The organism is Sphingobium sp. PNB, assembly GCF_019873065.1.
GTDB lineage: Bacteria > Pseudomonadota > Alphaproteobacteria > Sphingomonadales > Sphingomonadaceae > Sphingobium > Sphingobium fuliginis.
Genome location: NZ_JAINEZ010000062.1, coordinates 1 through 20,540, shown reverse-complemented (window position 1 = coordinate 20,540; position 20,540 = coordinate 1). Strand labels below are relative to the sequence as shown.

Genomic DNA, 20,540 nt, shown 5'->3' with positions numbered 1-20,540 from the left:
GATATGGCACAGCACGCCCGTTCCGACCGAAGCGCCTCTGCGCGTAAGGACGATGTCATCCAGATCAGGGCTGCAGCCGAGCTCAAGGCGATGCTCAGCCGCGCCGCTTCTCTGCGAGGCCAGAAACTGTCCGAGTTCATGCTTGCGAGCGCGCGGCGGGAAGCCGAGGCCGCCATCCTCGATCAGCGAACCTTCTTTCTGGATGCCGAGCAGCATGAGCAGTTTCTTAGCCTTCTCGATGCGCCGGCCGTGCCGTCGCCTAGCCTTGAAAAGCTGATGAAGCGCGAACCGCTCTGGAATCGATGATCGGACGCGTCGCTCATTTCCATGTCCACGCGCCGTGTTACGCCGCCTGAGCGATTGAACTTCGACCATGATGTCGATGCGTTCCGCAATGGACGGCACGCCTCGCTCGATCTTTGGCTCAACGAGCGCGCGCTCGCCAGTGAAGGCGCTTCGGCCCGCACCTACGTCGTGTGCGGTGCTGACCGGCCCAGTCAAGTTGTGGGCTATTATACGATCACGACCGCGATGGAGGAGCGTGCGGCGCTGCCCACGGCAAAGCTGCGAAAGGGCATGCCGGACAAGGTGCCTCTCCTTCTCATCGCAAGGCTGGCCGTCGATTCCGCCTTCCAGGGGCTTGGCTTGGGTCCCGATCTGCTCGCCGACGCGCTCCGCCGCTGCGCGGCCGCCTCGGAGATCGCCGGCGTTCGCGCCGTCATCGTACACGCGATCGACGACGATGCCGTCGGCTTTTACGAACGGCATGGCTTCATCGCCTCGCCGTTGGGAGAGCGCGTTCTCCTGATGCCCATCGAGGCCGTCCGGGCCTTGCAAGACTGACGACACCCCGCATTGCGTAGGGGCGATCACAGCCTCCTGAAGATCGCCAGAGTCACTCCGCTGCGGGATGTGCTCGGCGAGCGTCCGTTGATCGCGCGCGGTCACAGGATGCGCTCCATGCGGGTGAGACGCGCGATCGGTAAGAGTCCAAAATAACGGCTGTCGAATCCGCGCGGATGCGTCGAACCCACATAGACCATGCCGCGCGGAATGATTCCGCTCCAGCTCATATGCTCGAGCTTCATCCCGTTATGGGCTTGCGGAAGGCTCACGCCCAGGAGCACGCCGTTGCAATAATAATGACCGTCTCTGCTACGAGGGATGAGGGGCGAGGGGGTCTCGAACATCGTCAGCCGGTCGCCGGCCATGCAGAGTGCATGCTTGGTGACGGACACCGGCTTTGGCCCGGCGATCGGGTGATGAAGCGTGAACATGACATAGTCGCCGCGTGCAATCGGCCCCGGGCTCTTGTGCACCGCGAAAGCCTCGATCGACGGCGACATGACCAGAGTGACCTGCGGGACGACGAGCGCCGCGAACAGCGCAGGGGGCAGGACGACCAGCATTGCCAGCCACAGGCGTTCGGGTCGCGCCGGTGCGTCAGGGCCGGGTGCGCCCAGCGCCACCGCCGCTTTGCGCGGCAATCGGCGCAGACGCGGCCACAGGCCGGCGATCGCCCTAGCGAGCGCGAGCAAGAGCCTGAGCATGGCTCACCTCCTCCTTCCCCCCGAGACGGGCATATTCTTCGAACATTCCCGAAAGCGCGCTGTCGCCGAAGACGACATGGGTCGCGCGGGGGCTTTCCTCGTCGCGCTCGCAATAGGCCTGGGTCGGATCGCCCGGGATCATCGCGAGCGCCGGAACCTGGGCGATCCCATGTTGGCGAAACACGATCGGATCGATGATGATCTGCACGTCGCGCATCACGCAGTTCGGGCCCTCGCAACCCGGGTCAAGCCTAAGGATTTGCGCCGTCAGCTTCGCCATCGGGCCCATCTTCCTGAGACCGCCGGGCACCCCGCGGAATGCCATGACGCCTCGAACCTTTTCGAGCTGGACGGCATAATTGCGCAGTGTCGAAATCGGCATGGACGAGGACACAAACAGGACCGGCACCCATCCCGCTGCGGCCACCGGCGGCGCAGCTTTGGCGAGCGCCAGCTCTTCCGCCGGCTCTAGCCCGAGCGCCCGACGCAGCGCCTTGGCCTGCCGCTCACGCTCGGCCGCGAGACTTGCCTCGCCGCGCGCCTGCGCTGCGCGAGCGCGTGCTTCCATGTCCGGCTCGGCAAGTCGCTTGTGCAGGCCATCGAACGCGCGCCTTCGGTCGGCGGGATCGTCGGTCCGCGGAAGCCTGGGATCGGGAAGTTGCGCCGCATCGTTCTTGCCGCGGGAGACCGCGCGCTCCAGCCGGTTCATGCTCGCTTGGCCTTGGTCCGCGGCGGACTGCCTCGCAGCGCCGCGAGGGGCGTCACTCGCGAAGCTCTGCGCGAGCGCGGCCGTCGCCACGCCCAACAGCAGGCCCATGCAGGCGCTATGGATTGACCGCTTTGAGATACGCATCGATGCGCTTCCCCATGTCGATTTGGATTTCGGATTGGGCGCGGGCTTCGATGTCCGCATAATATTCGGAGAGATCCATCTTGCTGAAATCGAGCGCCTGAAACTCCTCCGGCGTGAACCCGCGACACATCGGCTTCTTGGCCGTGCCCCATAGGTTGCCGTTGAAGGCCTTGAGCTGGGGACGGCCCTGTTCCTGGATGATTCGGCCGAGCTTGGTGTTGAAGCAGCAATGGCCACGGGCCTTCTGCAGGCAGACGCCAAGGAAGCTCGAGGTGCAGTAGCTGCCGATCTCGTGGCACATGCCTGACGAGCGCAGCATCGCCGTCTCCATGTCTTGGCTGTCGCAACCCGCGAACAGGAACTCCATCATGAAGTTGATCGCCAGGCTGACGGCGATCGAGGTGGGGTCGAGGCCCACGATCAGCGCATTGGCGCCGGCACTCGCGGCCTGGCTCGCGGTCGCACCGGCCTTGAAGGCGACATAGGCAGCCTTCATGCCCGTGAACACGCCCTTCGCGACCGCGATCTTGGTACCGATCGACGAGATGGAAGAACCCATCCCGTCCTTCACGATCTTGCCCTTGTCCTTGCAGCAGTTCGCGAAGGTGGTCGAAAGCCCGGCGGGCCGGCACCGCACTCCGCGTCCCGAGAATATCTCGATCTTTCCCAAGCAATTGCCGTCGGCATCGACGCCGCCGTCCGGCGCGGTGCCTGGATCGTCCATCGGCGGCTCATCCACGATGGGATTGGTCGCGAGATCGGCACACTGATTGGGCGAGCAGGCCGGCGCGCCACCCTCAGTCTTTACGAGGCAAGCATATTGCGGGCCGACCGGGCAGCTATATTGGCCCATCGCATCCGCGACGCAGGCGACCTCCTGGATCGGGCAAGCCCAAGCGCCGCTGGTGGTGGAACGGCAGCTCGCCTGCTCACCTTCATCGGCCGCATCGCCGTTATTGTTGAGATCCGCCGCGCAGATCTGCTGCGCCCTGGCGGCACTGGGGCAGACGAGAACGAAACCCATGCCGAGCACCAACGCGAGCGCGGCGCCGCGCGGATCGAGATACCAATATCTCGTTGTCGGGCGGCCGTTCATTGCACGCTCCCCGTGCAGACCATGTCGGCGCCGGCGAGGCGCACGGTCTGCATCATCACGACCGCTTCGGGAAAATCGTCGAGGCAACCGCAGGCGGAGACGACCTCCTCACCGGGGCCTGCCGGGCATTGATTGTCCGCAGTGCAGGCGTGGAAGAAGGTGTCGTAGCCGATCGGCACATTCTGTTTCGCACCCACGACGCCATCGGGCGCCGCCTCGCTGTTGGCCTTGGCCGCGCGGGTCTTGCACACGGGCTCGCAGGCCGCGACCGAGCCCCGGTCGGGAAGGCTGAAGGCGCGCGTCGATGTCGCATAGCTTCCGTCGCTCTGGCGCGTCCGGTCGGCCAGCATCGTCTCGGTCGAATGGTCGATGATATAGGCGCCGCGGCTCGTGTCGGGCTTCGCGATGTCATCGACCGCGCAGCGATAGGTGCGGTCCTTCAGGAAGAAGTCGCGCGTGAGTTGTGTCGGGCAGCTCGGTCCGCCCAATATGCGGGTCTGGGGGAGGGGGCGTAGCCCGGTCACGACGCCGTCGATCCACGTCTGGACACCATCGACCAGCTCGCTGTCGAGTTTGCATTGCGGATCGGAAGCGATCGCGCCGCAACCATCGACGACCTGCTCCAGCGTCTTGCAGCTGTTGTCGACGTCGACATGGACCTGCGCGAAGCCTTCGCCGCCCTCCGCGACCGCGACGCGCAGCCAGATCTCATGATCGCCTGCGGTAAGATAAGGCCGCAGATCGAGGTTCGGATAGGCGTAGAAGGTTTTCTTGAGTTCGCATTTGCCCGGAGGAAGGCCAAGGCTAGTCCAAGCGGAGGGGCCCGAGCCGATGAACTGCCCATCGATCCGCACCTGCGCCCAATCGTCGGCGAAGAACTCGGCAAGCCGTGCGTCGACGATGCGGTCGGGGTCGTTCACATGCAACGTCATGCGGAAGTCGATGAGCGTGCAGCTTCCGCCGGCGAGGCTGTTATCCGCCGGTGAGCCCATCAGGAAATCGAAGGACGAGCCGTTCTGTATCGTGGAATAGCCGCCCGAGGTTCGGTTGATGATATCCTCGGCGCCGGGCTTCAACACGGTCACCCGCCGCTCGATCGAGCAATGGCGATATTGGAGCGCGGTGCCCGTACCGGTCGCCGACCCCTTGAGCGCCTGGAACACGGAATTGCTTGTGGACGCGGCATAGGCGTCCGACGCGATCGTCGCGGGATTGGCGCGATAGGCGGTCTGGGGAAGGTCGGGATTGGCGGAGCAGGCGGTCGACCTGGCGCCCACATAGCGGATGGAGGGGCCGTCGATCACGGCCTCGGCAACGCCGTAGCGCGGGTCGGCGGTGGTGAGCGCGCCAATCATCCCGCCGCCAAGGTCGCGCAGCACCGAGGCCATATTGCCCCAGGCGAGGTTGGTGCCGCAGCTATTGTTGAGGCAATAGCATCCGGCGAGCTTGGGCATGTCGACCGAGGTCAGCTTGAGCGCTCGCCCCCCGTCGACATCCCAGCGGAAGAAGCTGCACCCATTCCAGGTGCCGGGCTGGCAGGAGACGATCCCGTTCGCGCAAATGCCCGATACCGGGACGGGAAGGTTCGCCGTGCTGTCGACCGTTCCGTCGAGATCGGTGTCGCGGGCGATCGTGACCTTGCCGAGATCGCCAGTCCCTGCCGGTTGCACCAGCACCTCCAGCATCGACGCGGTTTTCTGGCAGGCGATGTTGGGCGCGAACGTGCGACTGTTGCCGACCGTCGAAATCTGCTGCCCGGCCAGGCCCGGCGTCACATAATTTTGCTGAAGCGCGTCGCTATCGCCGCTCTTTGCGCGCGACGCTTCGGCTGCGGCCCGGGCGCGCTCTTCCATCGTCTGCGCCGCTGCGGGCGCGGTGAGCGGGATGGCCAGCGCGGTCGCTAGGACGGAACAGGCGGAGAGGAAGCGCCGATCCCATCGGGGGAGCGTTGCGGCCGCGCTGGCCGGGGGTGGAGCGGCGCCGCCAGGGGGGCATGGCGACGCCGCTCCGGTTCCGCACGGAAGCCATCGGCCGTAGGGGCCTTGGCGAACAGACCTCCGGAATGGACGGCTGTCTCGCGCGGAACACGGCGGAAGCGACCTGTTCATGGCACGGGTATCCCGGCGCAGCAGATCACCTTTTCGAAGAGCATGAACTGGGCGTTGTCCTTGCCCGGCGCGTGCTTGGCTGAAGACCAGAGCGCGCCGGGCCTGCCGATATTGACGCACTTGCTGCCCTTTACCGGCTCCATGATCTGGAGCTTGTAGCGGGACTTGGTCCAGACGGGCTGGGGGATGAAGGAGCAGCCGTCCGCCGAACTGATGGTGAGCGCGCCCAGCCGTCCCATCATGAAGACCCCGCGCGCCGCGAGCCCCGCCCAGGCCTCGACGCTGTCGTCGAAATGGATGTCGCCGGCGATCGGATAGGTCGCGCCCCAAGAGCCCATGCACCAGAACAAGGGGTCGATCACCTTGCCCGCCGCTGCCGCGGCGCTGTCGCCCATGCAGGCGAGACCGGCGGCGGGATTGCCGAAAAGAATGCCTTCGGGCTGGATGATCGCGCCGAGCGTGCCCGACTGCCAGGTCGGCAGAACCTCGGTGATCATGGCGACGTCGAAGCCGTCATTCTCGAGGCACGGCAGGTCGGTGAACATGTCGAGCATCGCCCAGACCGGCGAGATGTAGTAGTGCATCTGCGCGAACATCTTGCGGGTGTTAGTCCCGTCCGAAATCGACGACTGGCTGCCTTGCAGCTTGCCGCCGGTCGGCAGGAGATCGGCGCCAAGCGCCATCATGCAGCCGGGTTCGGTCACGATGTCGACCATCCGGTTCGGCGACCAATAGGAGACCTTGACACCGAACCAGAACTGGAGACCCTTGCGGCAGGCGCACAGAGGCTTGGACGAGGATTGTGCGTCAAGCGCCTTGTCGAGCTTGTCGAAACTCCCCACCCGGATGCCGCCGACCGTGATCGGAAAGATGCAGGTCCAGCGCACCTTGGTGATGGGGTTGAAGACCGTGCCGGCCTCGCATTTGGAGGCATGGGCCTGACTCGGCCAGGCGAGCGTCATCAGCAACCCGATGACGAGGCCCGCGACGAAGACGGGAAGACGCCCGATCATCGCGTCGCTCCTTTCGCCGCAGTCGCGGCAGCCCGGCTCTTGGGGCCATATTCGGTGAGGACGAGGCGCGTGCCGGACTGCTCGATGATGACCGGAGCCACGGTGAGTCCCAGACGCTGCTTGACCCGCTCCTCGAGAATGTAGATCGGGCGGCCGGTCTTTTCGCTCAGATCGATCGCGTCGCCATTCTGTGCCCCAAGCGCGGAGAGCAGGATGAAGTCGCTCGCCCGGGCACTACGGAGCGCCCAGCCAAGGTCTTGGCGATGCACGACGACAAGGCGCTGCGGCAGCTTCACATAGGTCAGCGGGTTGAAGGCGAAGCCCTTCGGGTAGAGCGTCTTGCCGCCCGGGAGCGTGATGTCGAAGTCGAGCGTGTAGAAGGGGACGACGCTGCGCACGCGATCGGCGACGGCGACGCCGAGCGGCGCCGCCTTCAGAGCGCTCCATTTGTCGCGCGGGCCGAACGCCTTGCTCATGTCGCTGGGCAGAGTCGCGACCTTGGCCTCGATCTCGGCGAGCGCGTCGGGCTCCGCGATCGGCCAGGTTCGCCCGATCGTGCTGCGCGATTGGGCGCTGCCTGCGATCGGCGCGGCCGCAGGCAGCGTTGCCGCGACGGCCAGCATGCTGCCCGTGACGAGCACAAGAAGAGGACCGCGACGAACACGGCGGAGCGGATCAGCGGCCATGGCGCTGCCTCCAATGCCTCTCGGGAGGCTCGGGAATGCCGATGAGGGCCGCGACGAAGGCGGAAAATGCGAGCGGCGTCAGAATCCAGATCAGCGTGCCGGCATCGCCGCCGAGCGACGGCGACATGAGCAGCATCGTGCTCTGGACAGCCAGGAGCAGGAAGCCGCTGACGGTGAGCCGGATCGCCGATTGCGACGGCGCGGAAGAGGTAAGGCCGTTCATTGGCCTCTCCTTCGGCGCAGACGGGTCATCAGCTTCGCGGTGCCTGCCGAGAGGCTGAGCAGCAGGAGACCGGTCGCCAGGCACGACGCGGCAATGATGAGGGAAGCGCGGAGCACCATCATCGTCGGTTGCTCGAGGAACAGCCCGGCGACGAGCACCAGCAGCCCCATCATCACCGTCTCGATCATCACGAGCCGGAAGCGCCACTGGAAGGATTCCGCTTCGAACCGCTCGGCAAGGCGCTGCTCGACAATTATCTCGATGGCTTCGTTGTCGGACCAGTTGAGCGGCAGCTGATCGGGGTGCGGCGTATGGCGTGCCATGGCGGTCATGCTCCCACGAGGCAGGACGCGGCGGGCGCGCCCAGGATCTGCGAGGGCTCGACGCCGGCGAGGCGGCAGATCGCTTCGAGCGGTGAAAGCTCCTGGCGCAACAGCGCCTCGAACGCGGCCACCTCGTCGGGTGCGGACGTGTTGATCCAGTAGGAGAAGGGATCGACCACGAGCCGGGCAATGCCGAGACCCAGGGGCGAGTCGATGAACACCTCGCTGTAGTTGGGCTTCGAGTTGCGGACCGACTTCAGGAGATCGAGGACGAACCCCGAATAGTCGAGGATCTTGTTGTCAACCGCCCGATCATAGGTCGAGCCCTGAAGCAGGAACCGCGTCGCGGCATTTTCGAGGATGACCTGACCCGTCCCGCCGAACAGCGTCAGGTCGTTCATCGACTGCAGCACGATGCCGAACGAACCGCGATATTTGCGCGCGCGCCGATAGCCCTGGCCGAATGCCTCGGCGAGGCGCGAGAGATCCTGCCCGTCAGTCCGGGTCATGAACTGCGCGGCTTCGTCGCATAGCACGAAGCGGGGACGGTCGCGCGCGGACAGGTAGAGTTCCTGCGTGACCGCGTTCACCACCACCATGACGATGACGTTGAAGAGGTCGGGCATCGCTTTGAGGCGCTCGAGCTCGAGCACCACGAATTCGTCATTGCGGATGTCGAGGGTCGACGGCCCGTTGAAATAATGGCCATAGGCGCCGCCCGAGCCGAAATCCCGCAGATTGAAAGCCAGCTCGCGTGACGTCGGCACGAGGTGGTCGACGCGGTCGAGATCGGTCTCGACGAGTGAGGGATAGGTGCCGAGCCACTCGCGCACGGCATCAATGCCATGATCGGCCCTCCCTGTGTCGATCGTCCATTGAACGGCGGACTTGAGGAGGTTCCATTCCGAGGTGGTGACGCCCTTGCGCGTCGAGGCGTTGGCCATCTCGGCGACGATGGCGACCGCCATGGTGATGGCCGACTGCTTGTCGTCGCCGTCGAGCGCCAGCCCCATGTCGAAGGGGTTGAGAACCAGATGCTCTTCGCCGATGTCGATATAGCGGCCCGAGCAGAGCGTGCAGAGTTTCCGGTAGCTGCCGCCGATATCGATGATACGGATGAGCGCGCCGCAGGCATAATATTGCTGGCAGAGATTGTTGAGCAGGAAGCTCTTGCCCGCTCCGCTCTCCGCCGAGACGATGAAATTGTAGTTATTGATCCTGGGGTCGAAAAGATCGAGCGTGACAAGCTGGCCCTTGCGCCCCGTGTAGAGAAGCGCCGGACGCCCGCCGCCGCGAAAGTCGGTCTGGATCGGCGCCAGCATTACCGCCGCTTTGACCGGCATGCGGAAGTCGCGCTCGAGCAGGCGCAGCGTCGCGCGGTCGGGATAGAGCCCGAACGGCAGGCTCATCACCAGCAGGGTCGGGTTGAGATAGCTCTCCTCCTGCATCGAGAAGGGCAGGGGTTCGCCCTCCCATAGTCGCTTGGCGCGCGCGGCGAGATCGCGGGCATGGGCACGGTCGCGACCGAACACCCAGATGGTGGGAATGACCCGGACGAACTTGCTGTTCCCCGCCTCGTCGAGGATCCAGCCGATCTCCTCGATCTGCTTGCCGACCTCGACGGCGAAACTGCCCGCCGCCTTCTGCGCCGAGAGGATCTGCGCCCGTTTGTGGATCTCGAATTGGGAATGATCGAACAGGATATTGAGCGTATAGAGGAAGGGGCCGCCGATCTGGTCGCTATCCTCCGAGGCGCCGCGCATCCCGCCCATCAGACGGTTGGCGCGCTCCGCGGTGATGCGCCGGGCCGGCGCCTTGGGCGTCAGGCAGCGTGCAACCTGGTTGCCGAGGAAAACCTCCGCGCCCTCGAACACGAGATCGGGGCCTGCATCGATGATCTGCTTGGCGATCGGCGGCGCGCCTGTCGCGGTGCCGTCGGCGAAGACGCCAGGGGCCTGCGTCGCGACGCCGTTGAAGACGCGCCGGTAGAAGGCGACCATCTCCTCTGGCGGGAGCCGGCGGATGCCGAGCTTTGACAATTGTTCCTCGACCTGCCGACGCAGATCCTCGCCCAGCGGCCGGCGTGTCTTGATCGACAGCAGCGTGCGGAAATTGCGGACCGAGATGCCGTGCAGGGCCTTCAGGCCATGACGCCCTTCGCTGAGATACGCGTGGGTGTGACGCGCGGAGGCCTGAATGAGCGGATCGTCGCGGGTCTTCAGATCGAGAAACGCGTCGAGGGCGTCGTCGATCAGCGGATCCGCGAAGGTATGGAGCTGCAGGACTGTCCCGTCGGGGAAGTGGATATTGAGCAACCCCTGCAGCGCACTCTGGACATGCGCGAACATATAGGCGGTGGGCACCAGCTCCCAGGCATGGCCCCAAGTGTCGTCGATACAGAGAAACGCGTTGGTTTCCTCCTCCCAGGCCACAAGCGGCAGATAGTCGGAGAAGCTGTCGCGCCGCACGGCATTGCGCAGCCGGCTAAAAGTCAGGCCACTCATGGCTGCGGCGCCGGCGGCACGATGGCCGGTGCGGGTGGAGTCGTCCCTGCCGGTGCGGGCTCGCCATCGGGTGCGGCGATATCACGCACCTGGCCGAGGATCGGTGCCTGAGCCGCACGATCCGGTGCGGCGACAAGTGCGCCGCCCACGACCCAGACCGGCTTGTCGACCACCGAATAAACATAGCGCGGCATGTAGAGCCGATCCGGGCGCTGCCGATCGGCATAGGGAAGGATTAGCGTCCGGACGGTCTGCGCGGGCTTGAGCATCGGCGTGACCGGCGCTTCGATCAGGCCTTTCAGCTCACGATAAACACTGTCGCGATAGCTGCCATAGGCGTTGCCCGCGCTTCCTGCGCGCGATCGGGAAACCGCTCGGTCGGCGTCCTGCCCGCGCAGCATGGCACGGTCATTGGTAACCTTGGGGTCCGACTTCGAGGTGACGCCGGCAACCGCATCCGCATAGGCCCGATCGGGATGGATGCATTGGCCGTGGTCGCTGTTCTTGCAGTCGAACTTCTCCGAATAGGGCGACATCATCGAGCCGACCGTCGCGCATCCGCTCAAGCCCGCGAGCAGGCTGAGCGAGAGCAGAGACCGATGGAGAGACTGGTGGGCCAGCAAGAGCATGGCGGAACCTCCTGTAAGATGGGGGGAGCGTCGCATCAGAATTTGGCTCCGACCGACGGCTTGATCTCGAGGGCGAGGCCTTCCTGGATGACGACCACGACATCCTTGGCCGCGCCGACTTCGACCACCGGGCCGGCCTGGCGGGCGAGATCGAGATAAAAATCGGTGAGCTTGTCCGACGATTTGGAGAGCCCGCCGGCAACGCCCGACTTGACGGCATCGCCCGCGTCGAGACTGCGCACGCTGCCAAGCGCCGAGGTCGAGAGGCTCCCGAACGTACCTTCGACCGACTGCGAAATGCCGGCGATCGTCCCGGCGATGAACGAGCGCGCGAGCGTCGCGCCGGCGCGGGTCACGACCTTCCCGGACAGCCCCTTCTTTCCATCGGCATCGACGAAGAAGCCCTTGATCGCCTGGTCGACCACCGCGTGGCTCTCGAAATCGACGCACGAGATCGAGACGAGCTGGATCTCGACCCGCTCCTTGGCGAGGCTGCCGGTCGCGTTGCCGATGACGAAGCAGCCGGCGAGATTGGCCTTCACCTCATTCGGAAGCACGGCGGGCGCCTGGACCCGGGCGATGATCGGCTCGGGATTACTGGTCGCGTCCCGGCTTGCCAGCGCGTCGATACCGGTCAGCAGCCGCGCCTTCATGAAACCAGGTGGCAAATAGATCGTCCGCTTCGCTTTTTTTGACGCGGCCCCGCCGCCCGCGCCTCCCTCCGCCGCTTGCGTGGCGGTCGCCGCGCCGATCGCGCCAACCTGCCGTTCCGTGGGCGGCGCGGGCGGCGCGGGTGGTGCCGCCGGAGCAGTAGGCGGCGCAGGGATTTCGTCGGCTGCGCCCCTGGCCTCGGGAGGAGCGGGCGGGTATAGGTCGCGATCGAGAGCGTCGGATTGTTGCCAAGCTCATCGAGCAGCCGGTTCAGACTGTCGCGCAGGCCATTATACGCGCTGGGATGCGCGATCCGCAGCAGTTCCTGGAACTGCCGGTCCGCCGAATAAGCGGAATAGGTGCCGGCGAGGCCCACGATGTTGAACGTGATCGAGCGGAGATAGCTCTCCGACGGTTTGTTCCCCGTCACATAGAGGTCGCCGTCTGCGCCGAAGGGCACGATCACGGTGCGCGTGTTCTGGTTCGAGGTGTAGATGAGCGTGCCGAGCACCGCGGTGATGCCGAACAAGCCGGCGATCGCCACCTTGAGCAGCCGGTTCTCCTCGAACAGGTTGGCCGATCCCTGCAGATAGCGATGCAGGTGCCAGCTCGGGCGCGTGTCGCCGATCATGTCGGCCGCTGCCTTGCGTCGGAATGGATGTGCCATCTCGCCTACTCGAAGAAGCGGGTCTGGGTCGGACCCGGATAGTTGCGGAAGCGGGCAAGGCCCCATCGCCAGGCCAGGTGCGGGATGAAGCCGCGCGGCTTGGTCCGCTTCCAGGGAATGAAGAGGAGAAGAGCGCCGATGAGCGACCAGCCGATGATTCCGCCGACGATGACCGCGACGAAGATCACGCTCATCACGACGATGAACTCCTGACTGTCGAACCAGAGGATCTGGACCGGCCGGTGCAGGAACTGCGGAAGTCGTTCGTCCACGCCCTTCTCCCTTGCTTCACCACGCTGCTGAGCGTGGTCTTCGGAAGGCGACCATCACCTTCCGTTGCGGTGGACGGGCGCCGGCGGACCGGCCACCCGACCTGTCTTCAGATCAGCATGCCGAAGGTCTGGAGGATCGAATCCGCCTTGATGAGGCAGACCGCCGCCACGATCGTCGGGATGCCGATCATGATGTTCGAAAAGAGGCGCGAGACGCCGAACAGGAAGGCGGCAACGCCGCCCACGAAGCCGAGCGGTCCCTTCACGCCCTGGTTCACGACGATGTCGTAAATGTCGTAACCAAGGTCGCCGGCGGCCGGCGCCTGGAAGGCGTGGGCGACGCTCGTGCCGGCGATCGCGGTCAGAAGGAAAAGGACGGCCGCGTCGATCGTGCGGAACGTCCTTCCCCGAAGCAAAGTCAACATATTCAGTCTCCTTGTGGTCACCAGAGCCGTCCAGATCATGCTTGCCGGTACCGATCGGTGGTCGTGTCCGGCCGGCGGCTTCGCTGGACGGCCCCTGGAGGCGCGCTGCCGCCGGCATCCCGGTCCCTCGTCGGCACTGCATTCGCCGCGCGCGTGCGAGATCCGCCAAAGTCGTTGGGGCCGCCCCTTCAGGGACTCGGCTTGGGTTTCCGGCTTTCGGTCTCGAGGAACGCTTCGAGTTCGGCCTGCTGGAAGCCCGAAACGAGTTTGCCGTTGACGAAGAGCGTCGGCGTGCCTGAGACGCCCATCTTGCGGACGGTTTCGGCGTCGCGGGCGACCTTCTCGGCGCCGGGACGGCATTTGTGCAGCGTGGCGGGCTGAGCACCGGAGTAGACGGATTTGAAGGCCGCTTGGCTGTCCGGGGAACAGAGGATATGCTCGGCTTTCGCTGCCGCCTGCGGGTGAATACCGCTCACGAAGTAGACGAGGCGCTGGACTGGTTTCCCCTCGGCTTCCTTGGCCAGCCAGAAGCGTTCGAGCGCCTGGCAATAGGGACAGTCGGGATCGGTGAACTCGATGACCTTGGGCGCGCCTGCAGGCCCTATCACAAGGGCCTCTGCGGGATTGATCGCGCTGAGGCGCTTCCTGGCGCTCGCATCCTGCGCCAGCGCTGTCAGGTTGACCCCGTTCTTGTCGTAGATCGCCGCAAAGAGCAGATGCTGGCTCTCCGGCGCGAAATAGATGACTCGTCCACCGGCAATAGCCTGATATATCGGACCACTGACAGGCGCCGGACCGAAGTCCTCGAAGGTCAGATTGGTGAAGGTCTGGCGCAATTGACGCTGAGCCTCCGCGGCGGCCGCCGTGAGCGGCTCGGCGCTGTTCTCTTGCGCATTGGCGGGAGCCGATGCGCAAAGTAGCGCAGCCAGGATCAGTTTACCGCTGCGGGACATCGGAGGACTCCGGACGAACGAGGGAGGTGCGCGCGAAAATTCGCCTGTCGAGAGTGAGCGAGTTTCCGAGCTTGATCGCCGCCGACAGAGGCGCCGGTGTCGCCGCAGGGGGAGGCGGGACAGAGTCGGTCTTTTCGCGGATCGAAAAGCCGGTCTCGCCCTGGACGACCGCGAGTTGGGCCGTACGGGCGCAAGGATAGGCTTCCGCGTCGGGACGATAGCTCTGGCCGCTGGCGGGATTGGCGCCGATGACATGCAGAAGGGCTGCTGCAAGCATGGGCGGGGAGCATGGAAAATCCATGGCACGCGTCTCCTCATGGCGCCGCAAGGCGCTCGAGTCTGGGGTTTGGATGGTCCGGACGGTGGAGCTGGAGTTAGGTTCTAGACCTCCCCCAATCCGGTGCGTTCACAGCAATGGCGGTCTCGAACGACTGCCGCAATAGGCAGGGCACTGAAGTGCCGAAGCGGCGCAACAAAGAAGAGATAGAGCAGAACGGATCGAATGAAGTCGAGGAATGTCGAGACGATCAGATTTGGCGTAAAGAGGCACTATAATGCCGCTTTTGCCTCCGTTCGTCTTGCAAAAGCACCGATTCGGGTTCGCGAACGGGTGCCGGCGCACTAGTCAGGCAGGAGAGACAGGCAATGGGTCGAGCACGACGCAGCTTCAAACTCCGGCTTTCATCCGCAGGCCTTGACGTCCTGATCGATTCCCACTGCCATCTGATTCGCGTTACGCGCTCGCTGATCGCCTGGGGAACCACGCTTCACGTGGCGATCGAACATCTGAATACCCTACCACCGAGCATAATTGCCGACCAACTGAAGGAGCCGGAACTCGCCGGCTTTGGTGGAAGTGAGGAGCATCATGTCGGGGCGTCGCACCAGCTCTGGAATATCGCCACAAGCATTACCGAACGCGTCCAGGGTCACATGGCGGAAGGCCGGGCGCCGACCCTCGGCATGATCTACATCCTGGCGCTCCGGCAGATCACCACGGCCGACCAGTCGGCACTGTTGCGCGCGTTTGATCGCGCTCTACAATCGGGAGCCAGAACGCCTGCTATCCGGGATACCCATGATCTTGCTGGATAAATCCCGACAAGTTGGCCGAGGTTCCAGATTGACACTAGTGGTAAGTACACCTTAGCGTTCGACCTTACGGAAATGCCTTGGCGGGCGGAATCTCCCGTAAGGAGACGCGGATATGTCGCATTTGATAGCGACTTCCGTTGCTGAAAGTCCGATCCTGTATGTGAAGGTGCAATCGGGGCGGCAAATTGAAGAGGCACGGAAGAAACGGCGCCTGACGCAGCGCGATCTGGCGCGCGAGCTCGGCATGGGTGTGCGTTGGCTTCGTGAAATCGAAGCCGGCAATCCCCGTTCGCGGCTCGATGATCATCTTGTCTGCGCCTACAAACTGGGGCTCTCGACCGGCCATATCCTCATTCCTCTGCTCTTCGCGGGGCAGAAGATGTGCTTTCCACGGCAGTTGGCAACGGGAGACCTCAGCGATCTTGAGCGCATGTGCATCGAGATGATTGCGCAGCGAAATTTGGATCACCTGACCCAGGCTCTCACCCCGGCGTGGGCGAGTCCTCCGGTCCCGGCAGGAGCCGGACTATGATGTCGGCAATGGACCCTCCATTGCAGGAGCGTGTATATCTTGGGCTGAAGGCCGACTACCTGGCCGGTCAGTTCGTTCCGGGCAAACGGATCGACATCCAGGACCTCGCCAACCGGCATCACTCAAGCAAGACCCCCGTTCGCGAGGCTGCCTTCATCTTCGTTGGTGAGGGACTTTTCATGCACCATACAGATGGGGGATTCCTGGTCCCGATCATCGAGTCAGCCGAGCTCATTGAGCTCCTCGAGTGGCATATGCAGCTGATAATGGCGTGTATATCGGGTCTGAGAGAACCTGCGCTGCGACGTGCCCTTCAACAATATTCGAACATGGTCGAGGATTCCTCCGCGGTGGCTTTCGCGTCGCGGGCAATGGACATCTTTACATCACTGGCTGATGCAGGAGGAAATAACCAAGCATCAATCCATGTCCGTCGATTGAACGAACGACTCCACTACACCAGAATTGCTGATGCGGCCGAACCAAAGATTGCCGCAAGGGAACTTTCGGCACTCACCAACCCCCAAGTCGCAGATTTTCAAAAAGCTTTGCGAAGGAGAATAGAAGCGTACCATTTGAGGAAAATTTGTCATCAACAGAAGATTATCCAGACGGCTCCGGCGGCGCCGTAACGCAATCATCTCAACCATTTAATGGAGAAGCGATCCCAGCAGATTCCCGCGAACGGCCTCTCCGTCGCCCCGTTGCAGAATATCGCGACAGATTGACGTGATATTTTCGCGCCATCTGAGATCGGAACGGCACTATTCTCGTTTGCCGCCATTCCCGCGGCAGTTGATGAGGAGTGTGTCATGGAACGAAATGACGATCACAACATCGATCCCCTGATTGATCTCGGCTCGGTCGTCGAGGAAACCAAGGGCGGTGCCATGGGCGACGGCGACACTTTCAATTCGCTTCGCCAAGGCGGCCTCGGTCTCGACGACGACTGAAGCTGGAGGCGCGCGCTTGTCACGAGTGCGCGCCCCCGTTTCTGGGACAAATATATGCATTATCAATTGAGAGGAAACGTCGAGTATTGCGTCGCGACAGGCGAAGTAATTATCTTAGATGTCGAACGAGCGCGCTATCTCACACTTGCCCCAGATTGCAGAGACGCTTTTCTCAGGCTCCTCGACAGTCAAGGGCTGGTAGCTGATAGCGATCTTCGAGAGCTGGAAGTCTTGCGCCGTGGTGGATACCTCGTTGAAGGACCATCATCCGAATGGACTCGCAAAGCTTTAGACATTGCTCATGAAGATTTCCATACACCGCAAGGACAGAAACCACAGCCCCTGTTCCTTATTTATGCGATCACATCTCAATGGAACATCGCCGCGCGACTGCGCGTATCGAGTCTGTCGACGGTAATCAAATACGCTCGACGTCCCGGCATTCGATTATCGACCCGAGCCAAAGACTCTGATAGACTGATCCAGTTCATCGTGACCGGGTTTGAAAAGAGTTCTCTCTTGCTCGGCCGAACTGATCGTTGCTTAATACGATCTCTCGCAATGTTCACGATGCTGCAACGACGTGAAGTTCGATCCAGGCTTGTCTTCGGAGTTCGGGCAGACCCATTCGCCGCGCATTGTTGGGTCGAAAGTGGATCCGCAGTGCTCAATGATGCCGCTGAGCACGTCCGCTGCTTCACGCCGGTAATGGTCGTGCAATGACAAGCCGCTTCCTAGCGACGATGGGAAATCCCGAACGACACGGGGCAAGGCGACCCGCGGCTGACCAATTCCCTGGACTCATTCCTTTCGAGCCGGCAACCGACATTTTCGCCATGGTAGGCCCTGGCGTATCCATGCACATCTTACCCGGCGATACGGGGTGCGTGATCGGCACACTCTTCCATCGCTACGGTGCGCCGATCCCGCTGGAGCGACTCGATTACTCAGATGGACGGGCAATTCACTCTACTGGCGGTCGGCATTTGATTGACCGCTTTTGGGGACAATATATCGCACTTTTGCGCCTTACCGACGGAACTCTCGCCCTACGTGATCCCTCAGGTATGTTGCCTTGCGTGTATACGAACAGCGGTAGTCTGATTTGTCTGGCATCCGACCCGGCGTTGCTCGTTGAAGCAGGTCTTTTACGAGCGGAAGTTGACGACTGCGGAGTTGCCCGAGCGCTACTCTTTCCCGGCTTTCCCGACGAGAAGACGGCCCTCAGACGCGTCAAATATCTTCGTCCCGGGACGGGTGTCTATCGCCGGAGTGGCACGTCCGATGTCAAGACCTTCTGGACTCCTTGGAGCTTCGTTTCCACGAATCCCGAGGTGACCGCAGGGAGTAAGGCGGAGGAACTGGAAAGGACAATCCAGCAGTGTGTCACAGGGTGGAGTCGCCAACATGATCGCGGATTGGTGTGCGTGTCAGGTGGACTTGATTCGTCTATCGTCGCTTCAGCCCTGTCCCGTTCCGGCAATCATCTCTCCTGCTTGACTCTTGTTACCGATGACAAACTTGGGGACGAGCGCCATTACTGTGCCACGCTTGCTGAGCATCTGAACGCAGATCTAGTTGTAGAGCGATATAATATTGTCGACATTCGACTGGATGTCTCATCGGTTGTTCATCAAGCTAGGCCATTCGGCCGGCCCGACGCCCTTGCCTATGATGCGGCCCTCGTTCGAACTGCCAGGAAACTTTCGGCGAGCTGCGTTTTTTCGGGTCATGGCGGCGATAACGTCTTCTATATGAGCCATTCCGCGCGTCCGGTGGTTGATCGCTTGCTCACTGACGGCTTTTCTGCTGGGATCTGGAACTCCATTCATGACATTGCTGAATTAACTGGAGAGAGCGTCTTCAAGGTGATGAGGCATGCGCTCCGCAATTGGCGCAGGCGCAGCGAACCGTACTGCTGGAGACCCAGCGCGGCATATCTCTCTCCCGACTTAGTTGAAAAGCAACTCGCTGAGCCGGCTCATCATCCGTGGTTGAATCGTCCCGAAGAAGGGAGCCTCCCAGGAAAATCGGCGCAGATCGCGATGTTGTTGCGCATGCAGCACTCGACCGATGCTTATTTGGAGCGCTGCGGCATGCCGATCATCCATCCTCTAGTCTCCCAACCGATCGTTGAGTGCTGCCTCGGAATCCCCACTTGGCAACAGAGCCGGGGTGGACGTAATAGGGCGGTCGCACGTGAAGCCTTTGGGGCGCATCTACCCCATGCGATAGTTGACCGACGGCTTAAGGGAAGCCCGCAAGGTTTCATCCAGGAGATATATCAACGCTTTCTTCCGGCCATACGCGAGCGCCTATTAGACGGATATCTGGTCGCCTCGGGCATCGTGGATCGAACCGGCCTTGAGGCTGCGCTCCGCCAGACAACGAGGCACGATGGATCGGGAGTGCTTCGCCTGCTATTGCTGGTGGACACCGAGGCCTGGGTTCGGCATTGGCAGACCAAACGAGCTATCAGCAGTTTGCCTGCTGTGACTACGTCCTCAATGTGCGGTCTAGGGGGATACCGACAATTATCGGAACCCGGCACGATCTCTGATCAAACTAAGGATTCCACTCTCCCGGCTCACCAACACTGCACAGCCAAAAGTTGAACCACTTGAGGTTTCGTTCGTAGACTGCCAGCCGGTGAACTGGCTGCCACTTTACATGATATTCGTTTGGGAACACGTAGAGCGCCGCTGGTTTCTCGGCTTGACGAAGAGCAGTGAAGCTTGCCACAGCACCCCGAAACTCTGAATCGGCCTGCTGCATTAAGATTGGGAAGCCTACCCTGGAGGCTCCCTCGATCAGTGAAATGTGCGACCAAAACTCAGACCGGTAGTTGGCTAGCGTTGGCCAACCAATCTGATGGTACATATCCGATGTTGCCGGTCCAAAAAAGGCGTCCTGGAAAGGATCCCAGCAGCACCCGCTGACGGAGCCTGCTCTGAAGAGCCTGCTATTAAGGGCCGCAAACTGGACCGTTGACGAACCGTCACTTAGCCCCGTGATCCCAATACGTTCCCGATCCGCAATTCCACGGCGGATGAGCGTTTCCACGGCGGCTTCTATCGACGAAAGGACGCTGCGCCGATCCTTGAAGTCTTGCAACCGCCACCGTTCCCGCCCAATTCTGTCAGCCGCCGCTTCTTTAGGAATCTGAAAGTCAGGCCGCTGGACGCTCAAGACTGCGAAGCCGTGATTTGCAAATACCTGAATCGGAAACTCATCACCCACGCCGCCTCGAAGGAAACCGCGGGATACATATTGAACAACTATTAGCGGATAGCGCTTACCTGGCTCATACCCTACGGGGTAGATCAGATCGCCAAACGACTCTAGTCCGAAAGCGTTGCGCAAATTCAGCCGTTCAACTTCGCCGAGTGCGAATTTTCTAAATGTGGGGTTGGGGTCAAACAGGATGTCAGCGAGGCCCGTGCGTGGATCAAGAAGGATGACTTGCCTCGGAACTGTTGACTGCTCTCGGGCGCAAATCAGTCGTTCATTCGCCGGTTGACAGTCGATCAAGAGATCAGGGGTGGAGTAGAGGCGGACAGGGCTCTTCCGGCGCGGCTGCCATTCATACACCGCCATTTCGCTCGCGGCCCAGCCTTCCCTACGAATGAATTGGACGCGCCGCCCGTCGGACGTCCACCACAAGACATCGACTCCGCTGCAGGCCGTTGCCCTGCATAGGCGCGACGTGTGATCGGATTCGTTTACCTTGATATAGGCGCGGTCGTCGGGTGAACCTTCTGGGCCGTGAGCCCAGGCCACGCGACCATCGAGCGATACTGCACGCAATGTCGAGTCGAACCCACCGTTGCGCAAACTTTGGTCCAATCGATCCAATAGCCTCTCGCGCCCGGTCGCTAGGTCAACCTCATAGCGTTCCACGCGCGTCCTGATCACCGCCGAGGGTGCGCGGCGACTGACAGGATGCGAGCGTAGCGACAATCAAGATGAGAATCGGTTGTTGGGGTGTCGGTGAAGGGCGGAGGGCG

Annotated in this window: 25 protein-coding genes; 8 read left to right on the top strand and 17 right to left on the bottom strand. The window is 62.6% G+C overall.

Annotation, left to right across the window (positions count from 1 at the left end):
• Positions 1-3 precede the first annotated feature (3 nt).
• Complete coding sequence (locus K7W03_RS18690) at positions 4-306, top strand: DUF1778 domain-containing protein (RefSeq protein ID WP_048577504.1); 303 nt, start codon at positions 4-6, stop codon at positions 304-306.
• Positions 307-327: 21 nt separating this feature from the next.
• Positions 328-843 carry a GNAT family N-acetyltransferase gene (locus tag K7W03_RS18685; RefSeq protein ID WP_048577503.1) on the top strand — a complete coding sequence of 172 codons (516 nt, stop codon included), beginning with the start codon at positions 328-330 and terminating at the stop codon, positions 841-843.
• Between the two features lie 101 nt (positions 844-944).
• Here the strand turns inward: K7W03_RS18685 and K7W03_RS18680 are convergent, their stop codons facing one another.
• From K7W03_RS18680 to K7W03_RS18605, 16 genes are all read right to left on the bottom strand, one after another.
• Positions 945-1,550, bottom strand: a complete 606-nt coding sequence (locus K7W03_RS18680) for a S26 family signal peptidase (RefSeq protein ID WP_222887030.1) — start codon at positions 1,548-1,550, stop codon at positions 945-947.
• Positions 1,522-2,259 carry a type-F conjugative transfer system pilin assembly protein TrbC gene (locus tag K7W03_RS18675; protein WP_226870291.1) on the bottom strand — a complete coding sequence of 246 codons (738 nt, stop codon included), beginning with the start codon at positions 2,257-2,259 and terminating at the stop codon, positions 1,522-1,524. Before K7W03_RS18675 ends, K7W03_RS18680 begins: the two co-directional genes overlap by 29 nt.
• Positions 2,260-2,374: 115 nt before the next feature.
• On the bottom strand, positions 2,375-3,499 hold the full coding sequence (traN, locus tag K7W03_RS18670) for a conjugal transfer protein TraN (RefSeq protein WP_222887028.1): 1,125 nt from the start codon (positions 3,497-3,499) through the stop codon (positions 2,375-2,377).
• Positions 3,496-5,352, bottom strand: coding sequence for a hypothetical protein (locus K7W03_RS18665; protein ID WP_222887027.1), 1,857 nt, complete (start codon positions 5,350-5,352; stop codon positions 3,496-3,498). The genes traN and K7W03_RS18665 overlap by 4 nt, the downstream gene beginning before the upstream one ends.
• A 251-nt stretch (positions 5,353-5,603) precedes the next feature.
• Complete coding sequence (locus K7W03_RS18660; RefSeq protein ID WP_043152274.1) at positions 5,604-6,620, bottom strand: TraU family protein; 1,017 nt, start codon at positions 6,618-6,620, stop codon at positions 5,604-5,606.
• Entirely contained in the window at positions 6,617-7,306 is a 690-nt protein-coding gene (locus K7W03_RS18655) for a conjugal transfer protein TraW (protein WP_222887026.1), read from the bottom strand. Before K7W03_RS18655 ends, K7W03_RS18660 begins: the two co-directional genes overlap by 4 nt.
• Positions 7,296-7,529, bottom strand: coding sequence for a hypothetical protein (locus K7W03_RS18650; RefSeq protein WP_222887025.1), 234 nt, complete (start codon positions 7,527-7,529; stop codon positions 7,296-7,298). The genes K7W03_RS18655 and K7W03_RS18650 overlap by 11 nt, the downstream gene beginning before the upstream one ends.
• Positions 7,526-7,852, bottom strand: a complete 327-nt coding sequence (locus K7W03_RS18645) for a hypothetical protein (RefSeq protein WP_226870290.1) — start codon at positions 7,850-7,852, stop codon at positions 7,526-7,528. Before K7W03_RS18645 ends, K7W03_RS18650 begins: the two co-directional genes overlap by 4 nt.
• Positions 7,853-7,857: 5 nt before the next feature.
• Positions 7,858-10,356 (bottom strand): TraC family protein, encoded by a 2,499-nt coding sequence (locus K7W03_RS18640; RefSeq protein WP_222887023.1) that lies wholly within the window; start codon positions 10,354-10,356, stop codon positions 7,858-7,860.
• The gene (locus K7W03_RS18635) at positions 10,353-10,985 is read right to left on the bottom strand and encodes a TraV family lipoprotein (protein ID WP_222887022.1); all 633 of its coding nucleotides are present in this window, start codon (positions 10,983-10,985) and stop codon (positions 10,353-10,355) included. The genes K7W03_RS18640 and K7W03_RS18635 overlap by 4 nt, the downstream gene beginning before the upstream one ends.
• A 35-nt stretch (positions 10,986-11,020) precedes the next feature.
• On the bottom strand, positions 11,021-11,638 hold the full coding sequence (locus K7W03_RS18630) for a TraB/VirB10 family protein (protein WP_226870289.1): 618 nt from the start codon (positions 11,636-11,638) through the stop codon (positions 11,021-11,023).
• Positions 11,635-12,267 (bottom strand): type IV conjugative transfer system protein TraE, encoded by a 633-nt coding sequence (locus K7W03_RS18625; protein WP_226870287.1) that lies wholly within the window; start codon positions 12,265-12,267, stop codon positions 11,635-11,637. The genes K7W03_RS18630 and K7W03_RS18625 overlap by 4 nt, the downstream gene beginning before the upstream one ends.
• 41 nt (positions 12,268-12,308) lie before the next feature.
• Positions 12,309-12,575 carry a type IV conjugative transfer system protein TraL gene (locus K7W03_RS18620; RefSeq protein ID WP_043152464.1) on the bottom strand — a complete coding sequence of 89 codons (267 nt, stop codon included), beginning with the start codon at positions 12,573-12,575 and terminating at the stop codon, positions 12,309-12,311.
• 107 nt (positions 12,576-12,682) lie between these two features.
• Positions 12,683-13,000: a hypothetical protein gene (locus tag K7W03_RS18615; protein ID WP_043152465.1), complete on the bottom strand. Its 318-nt coding sequence runs from the start codon at positions 12,998-13,000 to the stop codon at positions 12,683-12,685.
• A 188-nt stretch (positions 13,001-13,188) separates the two neighbouring features.
• Entirely contained in the window at positions 13,189-13,953 is a 765-nt protein-coding gene (locus tag K7W03_RS18610) for a DsbC family protein (protein ID WP_043152466.1), read from the bottom strand.
• Complete coding sequence (locus K7W03_RS18605) at positions 13,937-14,254, bottom strand: hypothetical protein (RefSeq protein ID WP_222887021.1); 318 nt, start codon at positions 14,252-14,254, stop codon at positions 13,937-13,939. Before K7W03_RS18605 ends, K7W03_RS18610 begins: the two co-directional genes overlap by 17 nt.
• A gap of 344 nt (positions 14,255-14,598) precedes the next feature.
• On the opposite strand from K7W03_RS18605, the gene K7W03_RS18600 reads away from it, so the two are divergent.
• The 6 genes from K7W03_RS18600 to K7W03_RS18575 all read left to right on the top strand — a co-directional run bounded on the left by K7W03_RS18600 (position 14,599) and on the right by K7W03_RS18575 (position 19,148).
• Positions 14,599-15,048 (top strand): hypothetical protein, encoded by a 450-nt coding sequence (locus K7W03_RS18600; protein WP_222887020.1) that lies wholly within the window; start codon positions 14,599-14,601, stop codon positions 15,046-15,048.
• Positions 15,049-15,160: 112 nt separating this feature from the next.
• Entirely contained in the window at positions 15,161-15,580 is a 420-nt protein-coding gene (locus tag K7W03_RS18595) for a helix-turn-helix domain-containing protein (protein ID WP_226870285.1), read from the top strand.
• Positions 15,577-16,212 (top strand): GntR family transcriptional regulator, encoded by a 636-nt coding sequence (locus K7W03_RS18590; RefSeq protein ID WP_222887019.1) that lies wholly within the window; start codon positions 15,577-15,579, stop codon positions 16,210-16,212. Before K7W03_RS18595 ends, K7W03_RS18590 begins: the two co-directional genes overlap by 4 nt.
• A 180-nt stretch (positions 16,213-16,392) precedes the next feature.
• Positions 16,393-16,533: a benenodin family lasso peptide gene (locus K7W03_RS18585; protein ID WP_222887018.1), complete on the top strand. Its 141-nt coding sequence runs from the start codon at positions 16,393-16,395 to the stop codon at positions 16,531-16,533.
• Between the two features lie 54 nt (positions 16,534-16,587).
• A complete protein-coding gene (locus tag K7W03_RS18580; RefSeq protein ID WP_222887017.1) occupies positions 16,588-17,256 on the top strand; it encodes a lasso peptide biosynthesis B2 protein in 669 nt (222 codons plus the stop codon).
• Positions 17,257-17,390: 134 nt separating this feature from the next.
• The gene (locus tag K7W03_RS18575) at positions 17,391-19,148 is read left to right on the top strand and encodes an asparagine synthetase B family protein (RefSeq protein ID WP_222887016.1); all 1,758 of its coding nucleotides are present in this window, start codon (positions 17,391-17,393) and stop codon (positions 19,146-19,148) included.
• Here the strand turns inward: K7W03_RS18575 and K7W03_RS18570 are convergent.
• The gene (locus K7W03_RS18570) at positions 19,099-20,433 is read right to left on the bottom strand and encodes an Atxe2 family lasso peptide isopeptidase (protein ID WP_222887015.1); all 1,335 of its coding nucleotides are present in this window, start codon (positions 20,431-20,433) and stop codon (positions 19,099-19,101) included. The two genes, K7W03_RS18575 and K7W03_RS18570, sit on opposite strands and share 50 nt — an antisense overlap.
• Positions 20,434-20,540 lie beyond the last annotated feature (107 nt).

Excerpts from the sequence above, each read along its gene's own strand:
- K7W03_RS18615 (WP_043152465.1), bottom strand. The coding sequence starts at position 13,000 with ATGTTGACTTTGCTTCGGGGAAGGACGTTCCGCACGATCGACGCGGCC.
- K7W03_RS18640 (WP_222887023.1), bottom strand. The coding sequence starts at position 10,356 with ATGAGTGGCCTGACTTTTAGCCGGCTGCGCAATGCCGTGCGGCGCGAC.
- K7W03_RS18690 (WP_048577504.1), top strand. The coding sequence starts at position 4 with ATGGCACAGCACGCCCGTTCCGACCGAAGCGCCTCTGCGCGTAAGGAC.
- K7W03_RS18575 (WP_222887016.1), top strand. The coding sequence starts at position 17,391 with ATGCACATCTTACCCGGCGATACGGGGTGCGTGATCGGCACACTCTTC.
- K7W03_RS18610 (WP_043152466.1), bottom strand. The coding sequence starts at position 13,953 with ATGTCCCGCAGCGGTAAACTGATCCTGGCTGCGCTACTTTGCGCATCG.
- K7W03_RS18655 (WP_222887026.1), bottom strand. The coding sequence starts at position 7,306 with ATGGCCGCTGATCCGCTCCGCCGTGTTCGTCGCGGTCCTCTTCTTGTG.
- K7W03_RS18645 (WP_226870290.1), bottom strand. The coding sequence starts at position 7,852 with ATGGCACGCCATACGCCGCACCCCGATCAGCTGCCGCTCAACTGGTCC.
- K7W03_RS18650 (WP_222887025.1), bottom strand. The coding sequence starts at position 7,529 with ATGAACGGCCTTACCTCTTCCGCGCCGTCGCAATCGGCGATCCGGCTC.
- traN (WP_222887028.1), bottom strand. The coding sequence starts at position 3,499 with ATGAACGGCCGCCCGACAACGAGATATTGGTATCTCGATCCGCGCGGC.
- K7W03_RS18680 (WP_222887030.1), bottom strand. The coding sequence starts at position 1,550 with ATGCTCAGGCTCTTGCTCGCGCTCGCTAGGGCGATCGCCGGCCTGTGG.
- K7W03_RS18580 (WP_222887017.1), top strand. The coding sequence starts at position 16,588 with ATGCATTATCAATTGAGAGGAAACGTCGAGTATTGCGTCGCGACAGGC.
- K7W03_RS18625 (WP_226870287.1), bottom strand. The coding sequence starts at position 12,267 with ATGATCGGCGACACGCGCCCGAGCTGGCACCTGCATCGCTATCTGCAG.
- K7W03_RS18660 (WP_043152274.1), bottom strand. The coding sequence starts at position 6,620 with ATGATCGGGCGTCTTCCCGTCTTCGTCGCGGGCCTCGTCATCGGGTTG.
- K7W03_RS18685 (WP_048577503.1), top strand. The coding sequence starts at position 328 with ATGTCCACGCGCCGTGTTACGCCGCCTGAGCGATTGAACTTCGACCAT.
- K7W03_RS18635 (WP_222887022.1), bottom strand. The coding sequence starts at position 10,985 with ATGCTCTTGCTGGCCCACCAGTCTCTCCATCGGTCTCTGCTCTCGCTC.
- K7W03_RS18590 (WP_222887019.1), top strand. The coding sequence starts at position 15,577 with ATGATGTCGGCAATGGACCCTCCATTGCAGGAGCGTGTATATCTTGGG.
- K7W03_RS18595 (WP_226870285.1), top strand. The coding sequence starts at position 15,161 with ATGTCGCATTTGATAGCGACTTCCGTTGCTGAAAGTCCGATCCTGTAT.
- K7W03_RS18675 (WP_226870291.1), bottom strand. The coding sequence starts at position 2,259 with ATGAACCGGCTGGAGCGCGCGGTCTCCCGCGGCAAGAACGATGCGGCG.
- K7W03_RS18630 (WP_226870289.1), bottom strand. The coding sequence starts at position 11,638 with ATGAAGGCGCGGCTGCTGACCGGTATCGACGCGCTGGCAAGCCGGGAC.
- K7W03_RS18605 (WP_222887021.1), bottom strand. The coding sequence starts at position 14,254 with ATGGATTTTCCATGCTCCCCGCCCATGCTTGCAGCAGCCCTTCTGCAT.
- K7W03_RS18585 (WP_222887018.1), top strand. The coding sequence starts at position 16,393 with ATGGAACGAAATGACGATCACAACATCGATCCCCTGATTGATCTCGGC.
- K7W03_RS18600 (WP_222887020.1), top strand. The coding sequence starts at position 14,599 with ATGGGTCGAGCACGACGCAGCTTCAAACTCCGGCTTTCATCCGCAGGC.
- K7W03_RS18665 (WP_222887027.1), bottom strand. The coding sequence starts at position 5,352 with ATGGAAGAGCGCGCCCGGGCCGCAGCCGAAGCGTCGCGCGCAAAGAGC.